Annotated in this window: 15 protein-coding genes; 6 read left to right on the forward strand and 9 right to left on the reverse strand. The window is 62.8% G+C overall.

Features of this window, described 5'->3' with window-relative positions; translation table 11 throughout:
• Nucleotides 1-582: 582 nt before the first annotated feature.
• Nucleotides 583-1,530, forward strand: a complete 948-nt coding sequence (locus tag JQ575_RS17895; protein WP_212034541.1) for an ABC transporter substrate-binding protein — start codon at nucleotides 583-585, stop codon at nucleotides 1,528-1,530.
• Nucleotides 1,531-1,672: 142 nt separating this feature from the next.
• Here JQ575_RS17895 and JQ575_RS17900 read toward each other — a convergent pair whose 3' ends face one another.
• Both JQ575_RS17900 and msrA read right to left on the reverse strand, forming a co-directional pair.
• A complete protein-coding gene (locus JQ575_RS17900) occupies nucleotides 1,673-3,313 on the reverse strand; it encodes an acetolactate synthase large subunit (protein WP_212034542.1) in 1,641 nt (546 codons plus the stop codon).
• Complete coding sequence (gene msrA / locus JQ575_RS17905; RefSeq protein ID WP_212034543.1) at nucleotides 3,310-3,849, reverse strand: peptide-methionine (S)-S-oxide reductase MsrA; 540 nt, start codon at nucleotides 3,847-3,849, stop codon at nucleotides 3,310-3,312. Before msrA ends, JQ575_RS17900 begins: the two co-directional genes overlap by 4 nt.
• A gap of 276 nt (nucleotides 3,850-4,125) precedes the next feature.
• Between msrA and JQ575_RS17910 the strand changes: the two genes are divergently transcribed.
• Both JQ575_RS17910 and JQ575_RS17915 read left to right on the forward strand, forming a co-directional pair.
• Nucleotides 4,126-6,453: a tetratricopeptide repeat protein gene (locus JQ575_RS17910; protein ID WP_212034544.1), complete on the forward strand. Its 2,328-nt coding sequence runs from the start codon at nucleotides 4,126-4,128 to the stop codon at nucleotides 6,451-6,453.
• A 243-nt stretch (nucleotides 6,454-6,696) separates the two neighbouring features.
• Nucleotides 6,697-7,041 (forward strand): hypothetical protein, encoded by a 345-nt coding sequence (locus JQ575_RS17915; protein WP_212034545.1) that lies wholly within the window; start codon nucleotides 6,697-6,699, stop codon nucleotides 7,039-7,041.
• Nucleotides 7,042-7,109: 68 nt separating this feature from the next.
• On the opposite strand, the gene JQ575_RS17920 is transcribed toward JQ575_RS17915, so the two are convergent.
• Entirely contained in the window at nucleotides 7,110-7,388 is a 279-nt protein-coding gene (locus tag JQ575_RS17920) for a hypothetical protein (protein WP_212034546.1), read from the reverse strand.
• Nucleotides 7,389-7,725: 337 nt separating this feature from the next.
• Here JQ575_RS17920 and JQ575_RS17925 point away from each other — a divergent pair, with 337 nt between their 5' ends.
• The gene (locus JQ575_RS17925; protein WP_283842625.1) at nucleotides 7,726-8,568 is read left to right on the forward strand and encodes a cyclase family protein; all 843 of its coding nucleotides are present in this window, start codon (nucleotides 7,726-7,728) and stop codon (nucleotides 8,566-8,568) included.
• A 512-nt stretch (nucleotides 8,569-9,080) separates the two neighbouring features.
• A complete protein-coding gene (gene fsrB, locus JQ575_RS17930; protein ID WP_212034548.1) occupies nucleotides 9,081-10,370 on the forward strand; it encodes a siderophore utilization protein FsrB in 1,290 nt (429 codons plus the stop codon).
• A 5-nt stretch (nucleotides 10,371-10,375) separates the two neighbouring features.
• On the opposite strand, the gene JQ575_RS17935 is transcribed toward fsrB, so the two are convergent.
• From JQ575_RS17935 to JQ575_RS17945, 3 genes are read right to left on the reverse strand one after another with little or no spacing between them, the layout of a single operon-like run.
• The gene (locus JQ575_RS17935; protein WP_212034549.1) at nucleotides 10,376-11,215 is read right to left on the reverse strand and encodes a GNAT family N-acetyltransferase; all 840 of its coding nucleotides are present in this window, start codon (nucleotides 11,213-11,215) and stop codon (nucleotides 10,376-10,378) included.
• A gap of 35 nt (nucleotides 11,216-11,250) precedes the next feature.
• Nucleotides 11,251-11,943, reverse strand: a complete 693-nt coding sequence (locus JQ575_RS17940; RefSeq protein WP_312015959.1) for an endonuclease/exonuclease/phosphatase family protein — start codon at nucleotides 11,941-11,943, stop codon at nucleotides 11,251-11,253.
• Nucleotides 11,940-13,973, reverse strand: a complete 2,034-nt coding sequence (locus JQ575_RS17945) for a VTT domain-containing protein (RefSeq protein ID WP_212034551.1) — start codon at nucleotides 13,971-13,973, stop codon at nucleotides 11,940-11,942. The genes JQ575_RS17940 and JQ575_RS17945 overlap by 4 nt, the downstream gene beginning before the upstream one ends.
• Nucleotides 13,974-14,179: 206 nt before the next feature.
• Here JQ575_RS17945 and JQ575_RS17950 point away from each other — a divergent pair, with 206 nt between their 5' ends.
• Nucleotides 14,180-16,243 carry an ATP-dependent helicase gene (locus JQ575_RS17950; protein ID WP_212034552.1) on the forward strand — a complete coding sequence of 688 codons (2,064 nt, stop codon included), beginning with the start codon at nucleotides 14,180-14,182 and terminating at the stop codon, nucleotides 16,241-16,243.
• Nucleotides 16,244-16,791: 548 nt separating this feature from the next.
• Here JQ575_RS17950 and JQ575_RS17955 read toward each other — a convergent pair.
• From JQ575_RS17955 to JQ575_RS17965, 3 genes are all read right to left on the reverse strand, one after another.
• Nucleotides 16,792-17,964: a fumarylacetoacetate hydrolase family protein gene (locus JQ575_RS17955; protein ID WP_212034553.1), complete on the reverse strand. Its 1,173-nt coding sequence runs from the start codon at nucleotides 17,962-17,964 to the stop codon at nucleotides 16,792-16,794.
• Between the two features lie 59 nt (nucleotides 17,965-18,023).
• The gene (locus JQ575_RS17960; protein ID WP_212034554.1) at nucleotides 18,024-19,526 is read right to left on the reverse strand and encodes a hypothetical protein; all 1,503 of its coding nucleotides are present in this window, start codon (nucleotides 19,524-19,526) and stop codon (nucleotides 18,024-18,026) included.
• A gap of 167 nt (nucleotides 19,527-19,693) precedes the next feature.
• On the reverse strand, nucleotides 19,694-20,776 hold the full coding sequence (locus tag JQ575_RS17965; RefSeq protein WP_212034555.1) for a zinc-binding dehydrogenase: 1,083 nt from the start codon (nucleotides 20,774-20,776) through the stop codon (nucleotides 19,694-19,696).
• Nucleotides 20,777-20,847: the final 71 nt, after the last annotated feature.

Genomic DNA, 20,847 nt, shown 5'->3' on the forward strand with positions numbered 1-20,847 from the left:
CCGGCCTCCCCTGCGCAATGGCTTTACGGCTTATGCCGTGATCTCCCCGGAGACGAGTTCTTGGTTGACTCCGTCGCTGCCGTTTCCGCTTGCGCTTCTCCGACAACTTGACGCCTGCAACGGGCGCCAGGACCACACGGTTTTGCCGTACGCTGATCCACGCCGTCGTCGAGGCGTAAACCAGCGTCCACCGCAACCCGCCCAACGTCCGTGACGACGGCCGACGCCCTTCTGACCAGGACGGGATGGCCGAATGTATGCACCTGATTTGCCATTCTGGTAAACAGAAATGTTTTTTATCTTGGGGCTTGACACGAATTCCGTAAATCAGAACTGATTTGCCCGTCGCGTTGTTTTGTCGCGCTTGCAGAATTGGCGGCTGTCGCCGATCGCCGGCGCATCCGCTTTGCGCGAGCAGCGGACGTTCCCCTAGCGCAGCTTTGACCCTTCGGACGTCGGGGTGCTTGTCTCCAATTGCTTTTTCCGCTTCAATTGCGCGTGGAATTGAGCACGGCCTACCTGCACCATAAGCACTGTTTTCGCTATCGGCGACGAGGTGTTCAAATGAGGCGGCGGGAGTTCATGAGCCTTGTCACCGCAACGGCTATTTGGCCGATTGCTGCGATTGCCCAATCAAAAGCCATAGCGAAAATCGCGATTATCGGATCGCTCAATCAGACTGCGATCAACGTATTCAAGGATGGTTTGCGCGAGTTCGGCTTCGTCGAAGGCGAAACAATCATCATCCTTGGCAGCCCAGCCAGCGCGGCTTCGCCGGAGGAAGTGTCAAAGTCGGTCTCCAATTTCATTTCGCAAAAGATCGATTTGATCTTTGCGTCCGGGGCAGTCGCCGGGAGAACAGCTAAGGCTGCAACAAGCACGCTCCCAATCGTCTGTCTCACCGGTGATCTGGTTGGGGCGGGATTGGTTCAAAGCCTAGCAAGTCCCGGCGGCAACATCACCGGCATTAGCATTTTAACGGCAGAGGCGAGTGCAAAACGGCTTGAATTGCTAAAGCTGCTCATCCCTGGACTCGAGCGGGTCGCGGCGTTCTACAATGTAGCGGACCCTACAGCTGGCCTCTCGCTGAAGCCAACGGAAGCAGCGGCGAAAGAACTGCAGCTTACCGTTGAGGCGTTAGGAGTTCGCGGGGAGAGCGACTTCAGGAATGCCTTTGCCGCAGCTATTGCAGCGAGGGCGCAGGCCATCGCACTCACAAGCAATCCTCTGTTTGATATAGCCGGAAGTCAAATCGCGGAACTTGCGTTGCAGAACAAGCTCGCGACAATAAGTTTTGCGGATTCATTTCCCAAAGTCGGGGGGCTTGTTTCCTACGGACCAAACATTATGGGCTCCTATCGCCGAGCAGCCTATTTCGTTTCCCGTATCCTGCGCGGCGATAAACCGGAGAACCTCCCTGTGGAACAACCTGCCAAGTATAACCTCGGCATCAACCTGAACACGGCAAGAGCACTTGATATAAGCGTTCCGAAGGGTCTACTGGCATTTGCCGACGAGGTGATCGAATGAGATGGCGACTTCCATTGATGGGCACTTAGCAGACCTTATGTTTCGGTGAACGTCCGCTTTGCCCAAAGGAAGCCCTTCCGCGAGCGCCGGCAGCGCCGTTCTTTTCCTTTCCAAGGTGATCGAGAACCCGACCCAGGCGCTTTCACACCGCCTTAGCTACCGAGTGCAGCTCCTCGACCAGCACGCGCATGTTCTCGCTGTAGTCGACGGGAACCACGACCAGATGCACGCCGCCTTCGCTGAAAGCAGATTCCAGCATCGTCGAGAGCTCCGAGACCTTGCCGACGCGCGCGCCCTTGGCGCCGTAGGACTTGGCATAGGCGACGAAATCAGGATTACCGAACTCGAGGCCGAAGTCGGGAAATTCATCGACTTGCTGTTTCCAGCGGATCATGCCGTAGGCGCGATCCTCCAGGATCAGCACGACGAGGTTCAGCTTGAGGCGCACCGCCGTTTCCAGCTCCTGCGAATTCATCATGAAGCCGCCGTCGCCGCAGACCGCGAGCACGCGCCGCTTGGGATAGAGCAGCGCCGCTGCGATCGCCGAAGGCAGCCCCGCCCCCATGGTCGCCAGTGCGTTGTCGAGCAGCAGCGTGTTGGCGACGCTGGTGCGATAGTTGCGGGCGAACCAGATCTTGTACATGCCGTTGTCGAGGGCCACGATGCCGTCCGGCGGGATGACGGAGCGGACGTCGTGCACGATGCGCTGCGGCGTCAGCGGAAATCGGTCCTCGGTCGAGCGCTCGGCGAGATGGGCGAGAATGCCTTCGCGCAGGCCCAGCAATGCCTGACCGTTGGGCAGCTTGCCTTCGAGGCGATCGGCCAGCGCGGCAAGGCCGGCGCCGATGTCGCCGACGATCTCGGCCTGCGGGAAGTAGACCTGCTCCACCGTCGCCGGCGTGACGCCGACATGGATCACCTGCGGTCCGTCATGGCCCATCAGGAACGGCGGCTTCTCGACGGTGTCATGGCCGATCGAAATGATCAGGTCGGCCTGGTCGATGGCCTCGTGCACCCAATCGCGTTCCGACAGCGCAGCGGTGCCCATATAGAGATTGGAGCCGGCATTGACGGCGCCCTTGCCCATCTGGGTATTGAAGAACGGAATCTTGCATCGGCGCACGAACGCCGACAGCGGCTCGGCCAGCAGCGGGCGGCTCGCCGCGGCGCCCAGCATCACGAGCGGCTTTTTGGCGGCGATGATCATGGCCGCGGCGCGATCGATCGCCGCTGACGGCGCCACCGGCAGCTCGACGGTGTGCGGCGGAATCATATCGGCGGTGGCTTCATCGGCAGCGATGTCCTCGGGCAGTTCGAGATGCACCGGGCCCGGCCGCTCCTGCTGCGCGACGCGGAAGGCGTCGCGAACCAGGGTCGGAATACTCTGTGCTGACACGATCTGCGTCGCCATCTTGGTCAGCGGCCGCATGGTTGCGACGATATCGACGATCTGAAAGCGCGCCTGGCGGCTGCTCCGGATCGCCTTCTGTCCTGTCAGCATCACCATCGGCATCGCGCCGAGATGCGCGTAGGCCGCGGATGTCGTCAGGTTGAGCGCGCCGGGACCGAGCGTCGTCAGGCAGACGCCCGCCCGTCCGGTAAGCCGGCCATAAGTGGCCGCCATAAATCCGGCGGCCTGCTCGTGCCGCGTCAGCACGAGCTTGATCTTCGAGCGCCGCAGCGAATCCAGCACGTCGAGATTCTCCTCGCCGGGAATGGCGAAGATGTATTCGACGCCCTCGTTCTCGAGGGCCGCGACCAGGAGATCGGAGGCTTTGGTCACGCGGCTCCCCTCACCCCCGGCTCCGCCTTCTCCGCCCGGTGCGGCAGCGTCCAGTCCGGCCGGATGAAGTGGCAGGTGTAGCCGTCAGGATATTTCTCCAGATAATCCTGATGCTCGGGCTCCGCTTCCCAGAACGGACCGACGGGCGCCACCTCGGTGACGACCTTGCCGGGCCAAAGGCCGGAGGCATCAACGTCGGCGATAGTGTCTTCCGCAACCCGCTTCTGCTCCTCATTGGTATAGAAGATGGCCGACCGATAGCTCGGGCCCAGATCGTTGCCCTGGCGATTCAAGGTTGACGGATCGTGAATCTGGAAAAAGAACTCCAGCAGCTTGCGATAGCTGATCACTTTCGGATCGAAGATGATCTCGATGCCTTCGGCGTGATTGCCGTGGTTGCGATAGGTCGCATTCGGCACTTCGCCGCCGGTATAGCCCACCCGGGTTGAAATCACGCCGGGATAGCGGCGCAGCAGATCCTGCACACCCCAGAAGCAGCCACCGGCAAGGACTGCGCGTTCCGCCGAAACCGTCATGTCGGTCCTCCCTTCGGTTCACTGCGGGCGTCGTTCCCCGCAAGCCATCAAGCGCGCATAATGCGGCCGAACGATGCCAAATTGCAAACAGCAACAAGCGGCTGCCTTGCGCCAGAAGCGGCCGTTCGAGCCAAGTCGGCTTTTGAACCGAAGGAGACGTCGATCAGACTTACCAAGCGGGCTCATTCTCATCGCAGGCTATGCTGGGCATGCCCGGGGGGCGATCCACGCCGTGACGACAATATGCGCCGCGCCGCCTCCCCCTAGGCGCTTTGGATGGAGTACGAGACGTTTCGGCGTTGCCTTTTCTTAACCCTTTTCCTGGCTCCGGCGTTCCTGCCCCTGCTCGCGCCGCCGGCCCGCGCGGCGGACAAGGCGTGGGAGGATTGCGGTCAAATCGCCGATCAGGAACGCAAGATCGCCGGATGCACGGAAGTGTTGGCGCGCGGTGCGGCAGAGAGCGCGACAGGCCGCGCCAACGCCTATGTCAATCGCGGTTATGCCTACGGCACTGTTGATAACGACCGCGCCATCAAGGACTACGACGAGGCGATCCGCCTCGATCCGAAAGTTGAACGTGCCTATAACGCCCGCGGCCGTTCGTACTTCTTGAAGGGCGACTACGACCGCGCCATCAAGGATTACGACGAGGCGATCCGCCTCAATCCGAAATATGCGCTTGCCTATACCGGTCGCGGCAAGGCCTACTATGGCAAGGGCGACAACGACCGTGCCATCAGGGATCACGACGAGGCGATCCGCCTCGATCCGAAATTGGCGGATGCCTATAGCAATCGCGGCAATGCCTACTCCGGCAAGGGCGACAACGACCGCGCCATCAGGGATCACGACGAGGCGATCCGCCTCGATCCGAATTTTGCGGAGGCCTATTTCAATCGCGGGCTTGCCTACACCAGCAAGCGCGATCACGACCGCGCCATCAAGGATTACAGCGAGGCGATCCGCCTCAATCCGAAGGACGCGAGCGCCCATATGCATCGTGGCGGCGCCTACTTCTTCAAAGGCGATTATATCAGCGCCATCAAGGAGTACGACGAGGCGATCCGCCTCGATCCGAAATATGCGCTGGCCTATGAGATCCGCGGGCGGGCCTATGAAAACAAGGGAGACGCCGCCCGGGCCAGGAAGGATTTCGACGAGGCGGCGCGGCTGCGGCCGAGAGCGGGGCAAGCGGCGTTGACCCCAAAGAATGCCGACGACTTTAACGATCGCGGACACGCCTACGCCGAAAAGGGCGACTACGACCGCGCCATCAAGGATTTCGCCGAGGCGATCCGTCTCGATCCGAAAAATGCGACGTCGTACAACAATCGCGGAGGCGCCTATTCCCACAGGGGCGACAACGACCGCGCCATCAGGGATTTCGATGAGGCGGTCCGCCTAGACCCGAAATTTGTGGCCGCCTATTTCAATCGCGGCAATGCCTACAGGGAGAAGGGCGATTACGACCGCGCCATCAAGGATTACAGCGAGGCGATCCGCCTCGATCCGAAATACGCGCCGGCCTATTTCAATCGCGGGGCGGTTCACACCACCAAGGGCGATTACGACAGCGCCATCAAGGAGTACGACGAGGCGATCAGTCTCGATCCGAAAGATGCAAAGGCCTATTACAATCGCGGCGTCGTCTACTCCAGCAAGCGCGATAACGACCGCGCCATCAAGGATTTCGACGAGGCCATCCGCCTCGATCCGAAATATGTGATTGCCTATTATAATCGCGGCAATATGCACAGGGAGAAGGGCGACAACGATCGCGCCATCGAGGATTACAGCGAGGCGGTCCGCCACGACCCGAAATATGTGGCTGCCTACTTCAATCGCGCGGCTGTTTTCGTCGCCAAGGGCGATCCTGACCGCGCCATCAAGGAATACGACGAGGCGATCCGCCTCAGGCCGAACGATGCGGCCGCCTATGCCAATCGCGCCAGCGTCTACGCCAGCAAGAGCGACAACGAGCTCGCCATCAAGGATTTCAGCGAGGCGATCCGCCTCGATCCGAAAAATATGCGAGCCTATAGCGGTCGCGGCGATGCCTGGCGCCGCAAGAGCGATTTCGATCGCGCCATCAGGGATTACGGCAAGGTGATCGAACTGGCCGGCAAGCCGGAGAAGGCGCACTGGACCTACTGGCTTTACCGCGGCGTGAGTTTTGAGCGGCTCGGCAAATGGCCGCAGGCGGAAGCGGATTTTCTCAAGGCGATGGAGCTCGATCCCGATCAACCCGACGTGCTCAATCAACTCGGCTTTAACTGGGTCGATCGGAAGCTCAAGCTCAGGGAAGGCCTGGCGCTGCTCGAGAAGGCCGTAAAACTCAGGCCGGACGACGGCTATATGCTCGACAGTCTCGGCTGGGCGCACTACCGCCTCGGCGATTACACGGAGGCGATCAAGGTCCTGGAGCGCGCGGCCGCTCTTGAATCGGACAACAGCGAGATAAGAGACCATCTCGGCGACGTGCACTGGCGGGCGGGACGCCAGGACGAGGCGCGCAAATCCTGGGAGCTGGCGTTATCGCTCAAGCCCGATCCAGCCGAGGCGAAGAAGATCAAGGGCAAGATCGCGAAAGGGCTGGAAAAATGAAGCGCCTGCCGGCGCAAGTGGCGACGCGACCGGCCGCGTCCGCGTCTTGCGCCTGCACTGCTTTGAAGCAAAGCCTTCTTTGAAGCAAAGCCTCCTTCTTAGAAGCAAAGCCTTGGGAACATCTAAAAAGATAGATAAAACGGAGCGAAATCCAAAACGGTTCGCAACCTATCTAAATTGAGTGTTCCTCAACTTCGCGGGCTGATGCTCGGTGCAACCGATGGGGCGCATCAGGAGCCGATCATGCCGACCAAAGCTCGAGCAACCGCAACCGCCGGCCCCGCGCAAGCGCGCGAAGATATCATGAGCGCGCAAGCCCTCAGTACCCTGAGCGCGGGTGCGGTAAGCGCGATGAGCGCCGTTGGGGCCGCAGTCCTCAAGAGGCATAAGGATGCGATGGCCAAAAAGCCGGAATGGTTCTGGCACATCTTCGCGAAGTGCGAGGCAAAGGCCGCTCGCATCGCCGAGCAGGCCGCCCGCGCCCCTCAAGCGTGCGGCGATGCGGCATTCATCGAGTCCTATGCCAGGAGCCTGCCGAAACTGATGGCTACTGCGCTAAAAGCTCACGAGAAAGCTCTAAGAGACTGAGCCTGAGGCGTCAGAGACTGAGCCTGAGGGCATCAGAGACTGAGCCCGAGGGCATCGCCTGGAGCAGCCTACGGAGACCGACCTCTCTTTGTGGGGTCGACCAGCACGCTGCGAAGCTCGTCGATCCGTTGCGCAAGATCTATCGCATTTTCCTTCAACACGTTCATCGCATGACCGCGGTGACCCTCATCTTCCAATTCTGCGATCCGGTCGTTGAAGGCGTGCAGCTCCTCTTCCAATTGCTGAATTCCATGCTGAATTGGAAATCGCCGAGCAGGATATTTATCGACGGTTGGTCGCTTCGCTGGACCCGCACCCTGCAAGCCTCGCCGGCGCTGTGTTGACATGGCTCCTCCGAATCGCGAGCACGTGGCGACTTCAATCTAGCGCGTTTTTCGTCGGAAGTAGCGCCATGTTGTTGCTGCGGTGCATGGTCTGCTGGGTAGCCTGGATTACCTCGTCCGGATGGCACATCGTCCCAGGCACGTTGTCCTGCCTTGAACCGCCCGGACGGGACCCGCATACTCTATCCTGGGGTGCCGTTCCAGAGCACCCGCTCTTGGGAGGAACAGGGATGAAAGCATTCACTTTGGGTGCGGCGATCACGCTTGCATTTTCCGCCGCCGCCTATGCGCAGGCACCAAGCTGGACCGTTCCGACGGAAAGCCAGCGCTGCCCTTCGAAATGGGGCGCGGCCGACGAGCGCGGTTCGGCCAATCACCAGAAACCCGCGGCCGTGATGAACGCCGCGAAGCTGTCAAGAGCGGCGAGGTCATCGAGCTCGCATACGTGCTGGGTCCCAGCATGCCGTTCTTCGGGACACGGCGCTTCGACGTGCACACCAAGCGCACCTTCATGAACCAGTTCTCAAACATGCGCGGTTCGAACGAAGAGCTCGTCGTCACCGAACTCGGCCAGGTCGGCACGCAGTTCGACGGCTTTGCGCACCAGACCCATCTCAACAGCTGGTACAATTGCCAGAAGGTCGACGAGAACGCCGAGCGCAACGGCTTCAAGAAGTTCGGCGTCCACAATGTAGGCACGCTGTTCACGCGCGGCGTCCTGATCGACGTCGCAGGCTTCAAAGGCGTCGAGATGCTGGGTGACAATTACGAAATCACCGTGGAGGATCTCGAGGGCGCGCTGAAGAAGCAGAATCTGACGCTGCAGCCCGGCGACGCGGTGCTCATCCACACCGGCTGGGGCAAGATCTACGGCAAGGACAATCCGCGCTACGTGAAATCCTGCCCCGGCATCGGCGTGCCGGCCGCGCTATGGCTCGCCACCAAGGACCCGATGCTGCTCGGCGCCGACAACTGGCCGGTCGAAGTCTCGCCCAACCCCGACAAGCAATTGTCGCTTCCGGTGCACCAGATCGCACTGGTGGTGAACGGCATCCACCTGCTGGAGAACCTCAAGCTTGACGAACTCGCGCAAAAGGGCGTCGGAGAGTTCGCCTTCGTGATGCAGCCGCTCAAGATTCAGGGCGGCTCCGGCTCGACGGTGTCACCGATCGCGGTGAGGTAGCGGCGGCTGTTCGATTTCCAAAAAGCCCGGGGCTTCGACGACGTCCACTCTGGAAGCAGAGCGGACGTCGCACGGCCTTGGGCGATCTGGACATGTCTCACTTGCGGATCTGGCGGGACGACGCTCGCTGATCGCCAGTATCGCGGGCGCTAGCCCGCATTAAAACTGGAAGTTTTCAATCTGGAGCAATTCTAGTCACCACCCATCGCGCTGCAGGGGTGAGTGCGTTAGAGCGAGGCCTCAAAAAATCGTACCGGCCAAGCCGGCAGGCTTCAGGATACATCGCAGCGTGACACCAAGAGAGTTCCACTCGCGTTTCGTCACCCGACGTCAACTGACACGGATGATCTGCCTTGGGGCAGCAGCGGATTTGCCCTCGCCCTGCCGGCGGGCGCCGCACTGGCGCAGTCGTCACTCCCGCGGATCACAGTGGAATCGCCGCAGCAGCGGGCGCAAGGCGATCGGCAAGGTGACCTATCGATGGTGAGGCAACCCCAACACGGGCGAACGCCATGAGATCGATCTTCGGACGACTGCATCGCTGGGCCGGCCTTCTCACGGCCGGCTTTCTGTTTTTCTCGGGCATCACCGGCGCGATCATCTCGTGGGATCACGAGATCGACGATTTGCTCAACAAGCAGCTGTTCGACGTGACCAGCAGCGGTCCGGCTATACCCTCCATCGATCTCGTCAAGCTGATCGAGCAGCGCGATCCCCGTGCGCGCGTCGTCCACATGTTCATGACGCCGGAAAAAGACCACTCGCTGTGGTTCTTCGTGCTGCCGCGGATCGATCCCGCCACCGGCAAGCGATTCAGCCTCGATTACAATCAGATCTTCCTCGATCCCAACACCGGCGTAGAGCTCGGGCGGCGCTACTGGGGCGCGGTGTGGCCGGTGACGCGCGAGAACTTCGTCTCGTTCCTCTACAGGCTGCACTACACCATGCACATTCCGGAGTTCTGGGGCAGCGACCGCTGGGGCATGCGCGTGCTCGGCGTCATTGCCATCATCTGGACCATCGATTGCTTCGTCGGTTTCTATCTGACGCTGCCGTCGCGTCGCCGCGCCCGGGCGGGCCGCGCCCCTGCCGTCGAGCGCGAGCTCGGCCGTGGCTTTTGGGCGCGCTGGGCGCCGGCCTGGAAGATCAAGACCTCGGGCAGCACCTACCGGATCAATTTCGACATCCACCGCGCCTTCAGCCTGTGGACCTGGGCGCTGCTGTTCGTGATTGCCTTCACGGCGTTCTCGCTCAATTTGTATTTCGAGGTGTTCTCGCCGTTGATGAAGACGGTGTCGGACTACACCCCGACGCCCTATGAGCAGCGTCCTTATCGGCATCTCGACGATCCGATCGAACCCAAGGTCAGCTTTGCCGACATCGCCGCGCGTGCGGCGGCCGACGGCAAGAGCCGCGGCTGGACCACGCCGGTCGGCTCGATCAACTATGGCCCGGCGCACGGCGTGTATGCCGCGGGCTTCTTCCACCCCGGCGACGATCATGGCAGCGGCGGCGTCGGCCCGGCGCAGCTTTATTACGACAGCGAGGACGGACGCCCGATCGGCGCGCGACTGCCATGGGTCGGCACCGCCGCCGACATCTTCGTGCAGGCGCAGTTCCCCCTGCATTCCGGCCGTATCGTCGGACTGCCCGGCCGCATCCTGATCTCGATCATGGGGCTCGTGGTTGCGGCGCTGTCGGTGACCGGCGTCGTGATCTGGTGGCGCAAGCGCCGCGCCCGGGTCCGGGTGCGCGAAACCGCGGCGGCACGACCTGGCGGACAGCTCGCGCCTGCGGAATAGCGCCGCTATCCGAGCTCGAAGGTCGTGACCCCGAACACCCGCTCCAGCCGCAGCGGCGGGATCGCGCCGGTATACATCCGCGCGGTCTCGAACACCGGCGTGAGCCCGAGTTCTTGCGCCAACGCGACGGCGTCGCGGTTGATCGCGGGAACGTCGAGGAAGATCTCGCCGCCACCCACATCGGCCAGCAAAGCCGACAGAACCACCTCCGCCGTGGCGCGGTCGTCGGCAACCAGCGGGCCGATCTTGTGGCCCTGCCGGCATGGCCGGATCACGCCCCATCCGGCAAGCGCGCCATCGCGCAGGAGCGCACGGCCGCGATGCCCGGGCGCGTTGATCCAGGCGCGCAGGAAGGCGCTGCGCGGCGCCGGAAACACGGTCGCGTCGTAGGCCTCCACGGCCGCGATCGGAATTTCTCTCAGCGCGACGACGCCGGTTGGCGCGGCCGGGGCCGCGACGGTACCGCCGTAACGGATGTTGGCATAAGCCAGTTCGAACGCGGACCGCCGGTAGTTTTGCTGCTGCGCCACCACGCCGTCGAGCCCGATCACGCGGGGGCCCGCATGCGCGATGGCCGCGTTCCATATTTGCAGACCATGGCCCCGGCCGCGCAGATCAGCGCGCACGATATAGAAACCGAGGAAGGAAAAATAATCGCTGTAATTGACACAGGAGATCGTCGCCGCCGGCGCGCCATCGAGCTCGCCGATGAAGAAGCCCTGGGGATCGACTGACGCGAAGCAGGCGTCGTCGGCAAAGCCCGGGTTCCAGCCTTCGGCCGCCGCCCAATCGACGGCTATCGAGATTTCGTCCGGCCGCATCGGCCGGATGCGCAAATTGTCCATGGCGGCGATCGCGCAGTTGGAGCCTTCAACCGATATCACAAATTATTATGCGAAAACGCGATGTCCGCAATAACCGGCAGATGGTCGGAACAACTTCTTGCCTTGTCATCGGTCCACGCCTTCACGATCGTCCCGCTTGGGGTGGCGTAGATGCGGTCGAGACGCAGTATGGGAAGTCGCGACGGGAACGTCCGCAGCCGGGTTCGAACCGGACATCGCGATGCCAGGGCCCGGCGCACGGACCTGAACCAGAACCAGTCGTTGAAGTCACCGAGGACGATGGTCCAAGGCGCATCTACCAGCGCGGCGAGCGCCTGCGCCTGGGCGTAGCGCTCGTGCATGGAGAGGCCAAGATGGGTCGCCACCACAGTCACCTCGCCGATCGGCGTAAGGATGCGCGCGGAAATCGCCCGGCGCGGTTCCCGCTCCTGATAGGAGACGTCGGTCACTGCAGGTTCGCAGGCGAAGGGCCATCGGCTCAGCAGGACCTGGCCATAGTGGCCGTCCTGCGTGACGATGGAGTGGGCTTCCACGCGATGCTCGCCGACCGCGTCCGCCAGCCGCCCGAACACATCGTCAGAACGCCCTCGCGAGTCGACCTCCTGCAGCGCGACGACGTCGGGCGACCATTTCTCAATGACCGAACAGACGCCTTCAAGGTCGAAATCGGGATTGAGATTGAACGTGCCGTGCACGTTCCATGTCATGACGCGCAGCGTACCCGTCACGTTCGCCGACCGCTCAGCCAGGTCACCAGGAACTGGACCGCGAGACAAACGGCGATCCACAGCACGATGGTCAGGCCGAGCGGCACGATGTTCGACCATGAGGCATTCCTGGCGAAGTCTGCGATCTGCGCGCCCAGCGCGGCCATCGTGATGATGCCCGGCGCCATTCCAAGCAGGGTTCCGATCAGAAAGTCGCTCAGTCGGAGCTGGCTCGCGCCGGCCAGAAGGTTGACCAGCGTAAAGGGAGCGATCGGGACCATTCTGATCATCGCCACCGCGACAACGCCGCGGCCGGCGACGCGGTTCTGAACGCGCAAGGCGCGGGCGCCGAGTACCGCCTGAAGGCGTTTGTGACCCATGAGACGGCCGATCATGAACAACAGCAGTGAGCTCAAGAGGACCCCGACTGTGGCGCTGAGGGCGCCGATCCAGGGCCCCAACGCGGCCGCCGTCGCGGCAATCAGGACGATCACCGGAAATACCACCAGCCCGCCCAGCACGAACAGCGCAACCGCATAGAGCGGCGCAAATGCCGATTGCGCGTGCTGCGAAATCAGCGAGGCTACATATCCAAGATCGGTGTAGCTGCTCAGCGGCGTATAGCGCCAGGCAAGGGCCAGTCCCGCCAACGCGACCGCCGTGCCGGCCGCCGCCATCACGGTACGCCCGTTCCACATCCGCCGCGCGGTGCGCTGAAGGTTGAGCGGATGCCTGGGATCCGCAATCGGCTGGACGATGCCGATCAGCGCCGGCGCATGTTCGAAATCGATCGGCACCAGTGCCCTGCCCGCGCCACTCGCCGCATGGCGGTCGATAAATCCAAACAGGTCGTCCTCATTGTCCGCGATGACAGATTCATCGAGCCCGCAAAAATGCCCGATCAAGCGGCGCCGCTGGCTGCGGATGAAATCACGGTGACGTTCGGACGTCGCCTCGAACGCCAGGTCGCATTCGGTATCCGCCCCCATGGAGCGGTTGTTGATATTGGCGGAGCCGACACGGAGAAAGCCGTCGTCGACGATCATGACCTTGCTGTGCACCATCACTGCCGCGGATGATTTCGCATCGGCGACCGACGGATAGAGGATACGAAGACGATCGGTAACGCCGGCGGCAATGAACGGATCGAGGAAGCCTCCCCGGCCGCCCTGCATCGCCTGGGATTCGAACCATGACGAATGCCCCTTCGGGGTCACGATGAGAACACGTAAGCCGGGAACGTCCACCATCCGCCGCGCCAGCAAGCGCGCGATCTCGTTCGCGCTGGTGAACTGGTTCTCGATATAGATGAAGCGGTTCGCCGCGTTGATCGAGGCCTCGAACAACCGGGCGACCTCATCTATTTCCTCGCAGGTCTCGGTTTTCGGCTCGGTTCTCGCGATGCCGGCCGTGATCGCCCGCGCCTGCGCCGGTACGGATGCCGGCCAATGATCGCCTGCGACGGGCAGCAAGGGTTCGCTGGTGCAGCCGGCCGCCGTCCACCTCGCGATTGCGATTTCGCCGAGCGCGGCAGCCGCCGATCCCTCGACCATGCACTGGACATCGTGGAATGGCGGGTAAGGCTTGCCGTCGGGATCCCTGCGCAACGGATGATCGAGTCGGTGCTCGCTGGTGTCCCACCTGCGGATCGTGAGGTCGAGGCCGCCGACGAAGGCGATCGCATTGTCGACCACGACGATCTTCTGATGCTGCGCGGAGCCCAGTGGCAGACAGGCATCCAGGCAAAAGCGAAGCCGTCCGTCACATCCGGACGTGAATTTTTTGGCGGAGTTCCATTCGCGCTCCGAGGCATATAGCGCCGCGAAGTCCCAGGTCAGGATGTTGATGCGCAGCGCCGGCTTGCTCTGCAGCAAGGCCTTCAGGAACGCGCCGAGCTTGACCGGCAATCCATCTTCGGCGCGGCCTGACGGCCCCACCAGGTCCGTCTCGCTGTGAATATCCCAGCCGACGATATAGACCTGCCGCTCCGCGCGGAGCAGCACGTCCCGCAGGGCCGCGAAATATTCGGCCGCGTCGTTCAGCACCGCCACCCGGCTTGCTTCGCCCTTTTTCCAGATGGTCTGGCCAGGGACGAGAATCGATGCACGTTGAAGCAGTCGTCACCTCTGCGGAATGAGTACATATCCCATTCAAACGCCCGGGAACTTGCTGAGTTCCTTCCTGGCAGTGGCGACGGATCATTGCGAACAAAGCGAGAATCAGTGACCGTTGATTCGCCCCTGGGGACGAACCATCCGTGTCAATTGCCGCTGCCTATCTCGACAATCTCAATCCGGAACAGCGCCGTGCGGTCGAGCATGGTGCGATCGGACCGGGCCCTGTTGCGCCCTTGCTGGTGATTGCCGGAGCCGGATCCGGCAAGACCAACACGCTTGCGCATCGCGTAGCCCATCTGATCGTCAGCGGTGCCGACCCCCGCCGCATTCTTCTCATGACGTTTTCACGCCGCGCCGCGTCCGAAATGACCAGGCGCGTTGAACGGATCGCGCGGAAGGTGATGGGTGGCAATGCCGGCGTGATGACCGATGCCCTGGCCTGGGCAGGCACCTTCCACGGCATCGGCGCGCGTCTGCTTCGTGAATACTCCGACCAGATCGGCCTCAACCCCGCCTTCACGATCCACGACCGCGAAGACTCCGCCGACCTCATGAATCTGGTCCGGCATGATCTTGGCTTCTCCAGGACCGAAGACCGTTTCCCGACCAAGGGTACGTGTCTTGCGATCTACTCGCGATGCGTCAACGCCGAGGCGCCGATCGAGCAGGTTTTGGGGGCATCGTTCCCCTGGTGCGCCGGATGGGCGACTGAGCTGAAAGAATTGTTCGCCGGTTATGTCGAGGCCAAACAGCGCCAGAACGTGCTCGATTATGACGACCTGCTGCTCTACTGGGCGCAGGCCATGAACGAGCCTGAAATCGCCGACGATATCGGCGGCCGCTTCGACCATGTCCTGGTCGATGAATATCAGGACACCAACCGTCTGCAGTCATCCATTCTGTTGGCACTCAAGCCCGGCGGCCACGGCCTCACCGTCGTCGGCGACGATGCGCAGGCGATCTATTCATTCCGCGCGGCGACGGTGCGCAACATCCTCGACTTCCCGACGCAATTCTCGCCACCGGCCAGCATCATCACGCTTGACCGAAACTATCGGTCGACACAGGCCATCCTGGCCGCGGCCAACGGCGTGATCGATCTGGCCCGCGAGCGCTTCACCAAGAATCTCTGGACCGACCGGAGCTCTGGCACGAAGCCTCAGCTTGTCACGGTGCGCGACGAAGCCGACCAGGCGCGCTGCATCGTGGAACGCGTTCTGGAGAACCGGGAGTCCGGCGCGCGGCTGAAGGAGCAGGCCGTCCTGTTCCGGACATCCAGCCATAGCGGTCCGCTGGAAGTCGAGTTGACCCGGCGCAACATCCCGTTCGTCAAGTTTGGCGGTTTGAAATTCCTCGATGCCGCTCACGTCAAGGACATGCTGGCGCTGCTGCGCTTCGTCGAGAACCCGCGCGACCGGGTGGCCGGCTTCCGGCTGATGCACCTGATTCCGGGCGTCGGCCCCGCCTCGGCGCAGCGCGTGCTCGATCACATGGCCAATGATCCCGATCCGATGGCAGCCCTTGCCCGGGCACCGATCCCGCCGCGCGCCGGCGAGGACTGGAAAGCATTCACCGCCGTCCTTGCGGACCTGCGTCATTCAACCTGGCCGGCCGACCTCGAACGCGCGCGTTCGTGGTACGAGCCGCACCTCGACCGCATTCACGAGGATGCCGAAACCCGCCGGGCCGACCTCATCCAGCTCGAACAGATTGCGAGCGGATATGCTTCCCGCGAACGCTTCCTCACCGAACTGACGCTCGATCCGCCCGACGCCACCAGCGACCAGGCCGGCGTTCCCCTGCTCGACGAGGACTATTTGATCCTGTCGACGATCCATTCCGCCAAGGGCCAGGAGTGGAAGTCGGTGTACGTGCTCAATGTGGTCGATGGGTGCATGCCCTCGGACCTTGGTACCGGAACGACGGCCGAGATCGAAGAAGAACGACGGCTGCTTTACGTCGCCATGACCAGGGCCAAGGACGATCTGCATCTTGTCGTCCCGCAGCGTTTCTTCACGCACGGGCAGCACGCGAAGGGCGACCGCCACGTCTATGCCTCGAGAACCCGTTTCATTCCCGCTTCCCTGCTCGCCTTGTTCGACAAGACGACCTGGCCAATTGCAGTGACGGGAGCCGCCTCCCGGCCCGCAAGCAATGGTCCGCGCATTGACGTCGGTGCACGCATGCGCGGGATGTGGCGCTAGTCCGCTGGGCATCTGCCAACGAGATGAGCAGTTCGCAGAGCTGCGCTGGTTCCAATTGTCTTATGTTTGCAACAGGCGCGGCGAAAATTTCCGGCGACACAATCGCGCCGCAGGAAAATCCAAATTGAAAACGCAACTGGTCCCCGATCGACGCAAATCAGGGGACAACTGAATGCGACATGAACGAAATCGGATGAATGGCGATGGGGAACCGGGTGGCTACAGTTTCTTTTTTCAGATCGCGAATGACGGTGAACGGCGGGCCTGTTGCGTCAAAGTCGACGCGCCAAGCATGCAGGAGGCATCGGTTCTGTTCCGCGAGAAATGGCCTGTTATCGAATCGATGGCGCGCGACGGCATCAAGGACGGGGTCGTCGAGGACGGTGTGATTACGCTCGTGATGCCGTAACCACGGGCGACGATTGTAGGGCGGGTTAGGCGAAGCCGTAACCCACCGCCATGGGAAGCAAGTTGGTGGGTTACGCTTTCCGCCTTCGCTCTTCGAGCTACGGCGAGACAAGGCGCTTTGCCCACCCTACGAAGCAACGCTACAGCACCTTCCGCTTCGCCAGGTTCCGCATCAGTTCGCCGATGCCGAACGTCCAGGGCTCGCACTCGTCGCTGGTGCGCATGCGGTTCACGAGCTTTCCGAGTTGCGGCGCCGAAATCGTGACGATGTCGTCGCGCTTGTGGGTAAAGCCCTCGCCCGGCGCATCGCGGTCTTTCACGGGCGCGAACATCGTGCCGAGGAACAGCGCAAAACCATCGGGATATTGATGCACCGGTCCGATGGTCTGCGCTACGAGGTCGGTGGGGTCGCGGCTGATCTTGCTGATCGAGGAATGGCCGTCGAGGACAAAACCGTCCTGCCCCTTCACGGTCAGCCCGACATCCATCTTCCTGACGTCGTCGAGCGAAAAACCATTGTCGAACAGCCGCAGCAGCGGGCCGACGGCGCAGGAGGCGTTGTTGTCCTTGGCCTTCGACAACAGCAGCGCCGAGCGCCCCTCGAAGTCGCGCAGATTGACGTCGTTGCCGAGCATCGCGCCGACAATCGCGCCGCGGCTCGACACCACGAGCACGACTTCCGGCTCCGGATTGTTCCAGGTCGATTTCGGATGCAGGCCGGCGTCCATGCCGGTGCCGACGGAAGACATCGTCGGCGCCTTGGTGAACACTTCGGCGTCCGGACCGATGCCGACTTCCAGATACTGGCTCCAGGCGTTCTGCTCGATCAGCACCGACTTCAGCTTCATCGCTTCGCCCGATCCGGGCTTGAGCTTTGAAAGGTCGTCGCCGACCAGCCGCACCACTTCCTTGCGGATCGCGTCCGCCGAGGCCGGATTGCCGCGCGCCCGCTCCTCGATCACGCGCTCCAGCATCGAGATTGCGAACGTGACGCCCGCGGCTTTCAGGACCTGCAGGTCGAGCGGCGCCAGCAGCCAGGGTTTTGCCCGGTCACGCCGATCGGGCGGCGTGTTGGCGACGATGCTTTCGAGATCGCCGATCCGCGTGCCCGCGGTGCCGCGCAGCGCGTTCGCGGGGTTGGCCTCCTCGCACAGCGCACTGACGGTGGAGAACCGTGCACTGACATCGAAGACGCCGTCGCTGCGGACTGCGACCACGGCCGGGCCTGCCAGATCTGGCATCCAGACCCGCCCCACCAGCGTGCCATTAGCGCCGTCTTCCGGCAGGACGTCTTTTGCGGTTAGTGTGATCATTTGCTCGTCTCCCCTTGCGACTGGTTTTTTGTCACTCTACACGCCCGGCGGCCACGACGCTAACGCGCCGATCGAAGCGCGATCAGTGTCGCCAGCATCTTCGCCCGATCGGCCGAGTCCTGATATGCGTTGACCAGCGTGATCGCGTCATCCAGCTCGGGCCCGGCGGCGCAGCCATGCCGCGCCAGCCATATCAGATTGGGCAACTGCTCGCTGGTCCCCAGCCGTTGCAGCAGTTCGGAATAGGGCCGCGGCTCGTCGGTCGGCGCCGGGCGGTAGATTTTTGCAAACTGGTCGTGCAACTCGCTGAGCGCATTCATGCACAAAGGCTGCGTCGCCTCGAGGTCGAGCCTGACGAGGAAGCGCTGCAGTTTCCAGCGGCTTTCCTCGTCGTATTTGTCGCGCAGAATTTCAACCGCGTCGGCGGTGCGGCTGCTCACCTGGCGGGCGCCGGCCAGCGCCTGCGCCTGCAGGCCCGCCTCGTCGACAAACCTGAGCCATCCCCGCAAATGCGACTGCGCGTTCAACATCGAGAAGCGCTCCGGGCGCTCCCGCGCAGTTCGTCCCAGTTGTTTGGGGTCACGAAGCTCGGCCAGGCGGTGAACGTCATAGCTGGGATCGGTATACGCCTGCGCCATGGTTTCCCACGCCTTCGATTCCGCATCGCAGGAACAGCCATATCCGACCAGCCAGCCCATCGCGGCGAGCGCACCGGATACCTGGTCGGCGATCGCGGCATAGGGTTGGGGCTTGGCGCTGCTCAGCACCAGCGATTCAGCGCGCTTGCCGAGCAGCGCGCGGGCTTTCGCACACAGCGCCGGCGTCGGATCGAGATCGAAGAAGGCGAGATAGCGAAGCGGAAAGTCACCACGCTCAAGCATCGCCTCGGCCTGGACCTGGCGCTGATCAATGCTGTCGAGCACCTTCTGTTGCTTGGTCCCGTCACGCGTCTCGAGGAACGGCGTCCAGTCCCACAGCGGCGCATTGGCGGCTAGGCGCGCGAGATCGGCATCGTACTTTTGCAGCCGCACGGCCTCCTGATCGTCCACCGCCTTGCGCATCTGCGACAGCGGCCAGATCGAGACGCAGACGGCCACGATCGCCGCCAGCAGGACCCCACCGACGATCCGAACGGTGCCTGCGCGCAACGACGCGGCCGACAGCGTGAACAGAGCCCACACAACGATCAGCGGCGGCACCAGCGCCGGAATAACGATTGGCCACAAGAACGGTGAAACGAAAGGGCGCGCGAGCAGATCAGTAGCGGCCGCCGCCACGAGACCCGAGGCCGGAACGATGACCAGCGCGGCAAATTTGGAGGCCCGGGGCGCTGCCCCTGTGGCGCTTGCGAGAATCGTCAGGACCATCAGCAGCAGCCACAGCACGATCATCTGGATCGCCGCATAGGCCTGCGCGAGGCCATTGCCCGCCGCATCGCTCTGGCCGAGACTGGCCACGGTCACCAGTTGCAGGCCCCATAGCAGGAGAATGACGATGCCGAGGACGATGGCGGCGGCGATCGCACCGACGGGAGGCTTTGGCTGGGCTGGTGTGGTGTTCATCGGCCCTGCCTAGCACATGGATATTTCGACGTCGTCGTCCCGGCGAACGCCGGGACCCATAATCCCGGTCATCTGTTGTTGAAAGATAGCCGTCGACCATTGTGCTCAACAACTACTGCCGCGGCGTATGGGTCCCGGATCGCGCTTCGCTTGTCCGGGACGACGATCTACCGCCACGGCTCCACGATGATCTTGGTGTGCCGCTCCGGATTGGCCAGATCCGCGAACGCCTGCGCGACGCCGTCGATGCCGACGCTTGCGGTCACCAGCGAGGCCGCATCGACCTCGCCTTCCGCGATCAGGCGCAAGGAATAGGCGAATTCATCCGGCGTGTAGCCGAGCACATACTGGACGTTGAGCTCCTTGAGGATGCCGAGCATTGGTTCGGAGCGGTCGGTCTCCATGCAGACGCCGACCACGACGATGCGCGCATCGCGCGGCGCGCCTTCGAACACCTGCTGGATCACGCCGGGGATGCCGACGCATTCGAAGATCAGCGCGGGCTTCAGCGCCGGCAACAGGGCCTGCAGCGGCGGCCGCGCGGCCTTTTCCTCCGGTGACATCGCGGCGTGCTCCGCCCAGGTCGTATAAGGCTGCGTGCGCGCAGGGTCCACGACGATGTCGGCGCCGAGCTTTTCGGCCAGCGCCCGGCGCGCCGGCGAATAATCCGCCGCCACGATCGGGTGCAATCCCCTGATCTTGAGTGCGGCGATGACGGCGAGCCCGACCGGGCCGCAGCCGATCACCAGCGGCACTTCGTTGCCGCTGATATTGGCTTTCGCAACCGCGTGAACGCCAACCGCCAGCGGCTCGGTCAGCGCCGCATGCTCGGCCGCCAAGCCATTCGGGACTTCCAGCAGCAGCGCTTCGCTGAGCAGCATGCGCTCGGCATAGGCGCCGACATTGTCGTTGGAGTAGCCGATGCCCTGCGGGCCTTCCGCGGTCAGCAGCGCCGGCAGCGAGCACACCCTGGTGCCGGCCTTGAGTTTTCGCGTGGTGCCCGGACCGTAGTCGAGAATTTCGCAGCAGAATTCGTGGCCGAACACGACGTCACGCGAAAGGTCCATCGGCTTGCGGCCGGGAAAATGTTTTGCAAGTTCAACCATGCGGTGGGCGTGCTTGCGCGCGTGCAGGTCGGAGCCGCAAATGCCGCAAGCCAATGATTTGACCAGCACCATGCCGGGGCCCGGCTTGGGCTCCGGCATCTGGTCGACGACGATCTCACCGTTCCGGAAGATTGCTGCGCGCATCGGCGTCCTCTCCTGTTTTTCGTTATCTTTTCCTCCCACAGCCGGTCGCCGAAGGGAAGAACGAAAACAGG

Source organism: Bradyrhizobium sp. JYMT SZCCT0428, assembly GCF_018131075.1.
GTDB lineage: Bacteria > Pseudomonadota > Alphaproteobacteria > Rhizobiales > Xanthobacteraceae > Bradyrhizobium.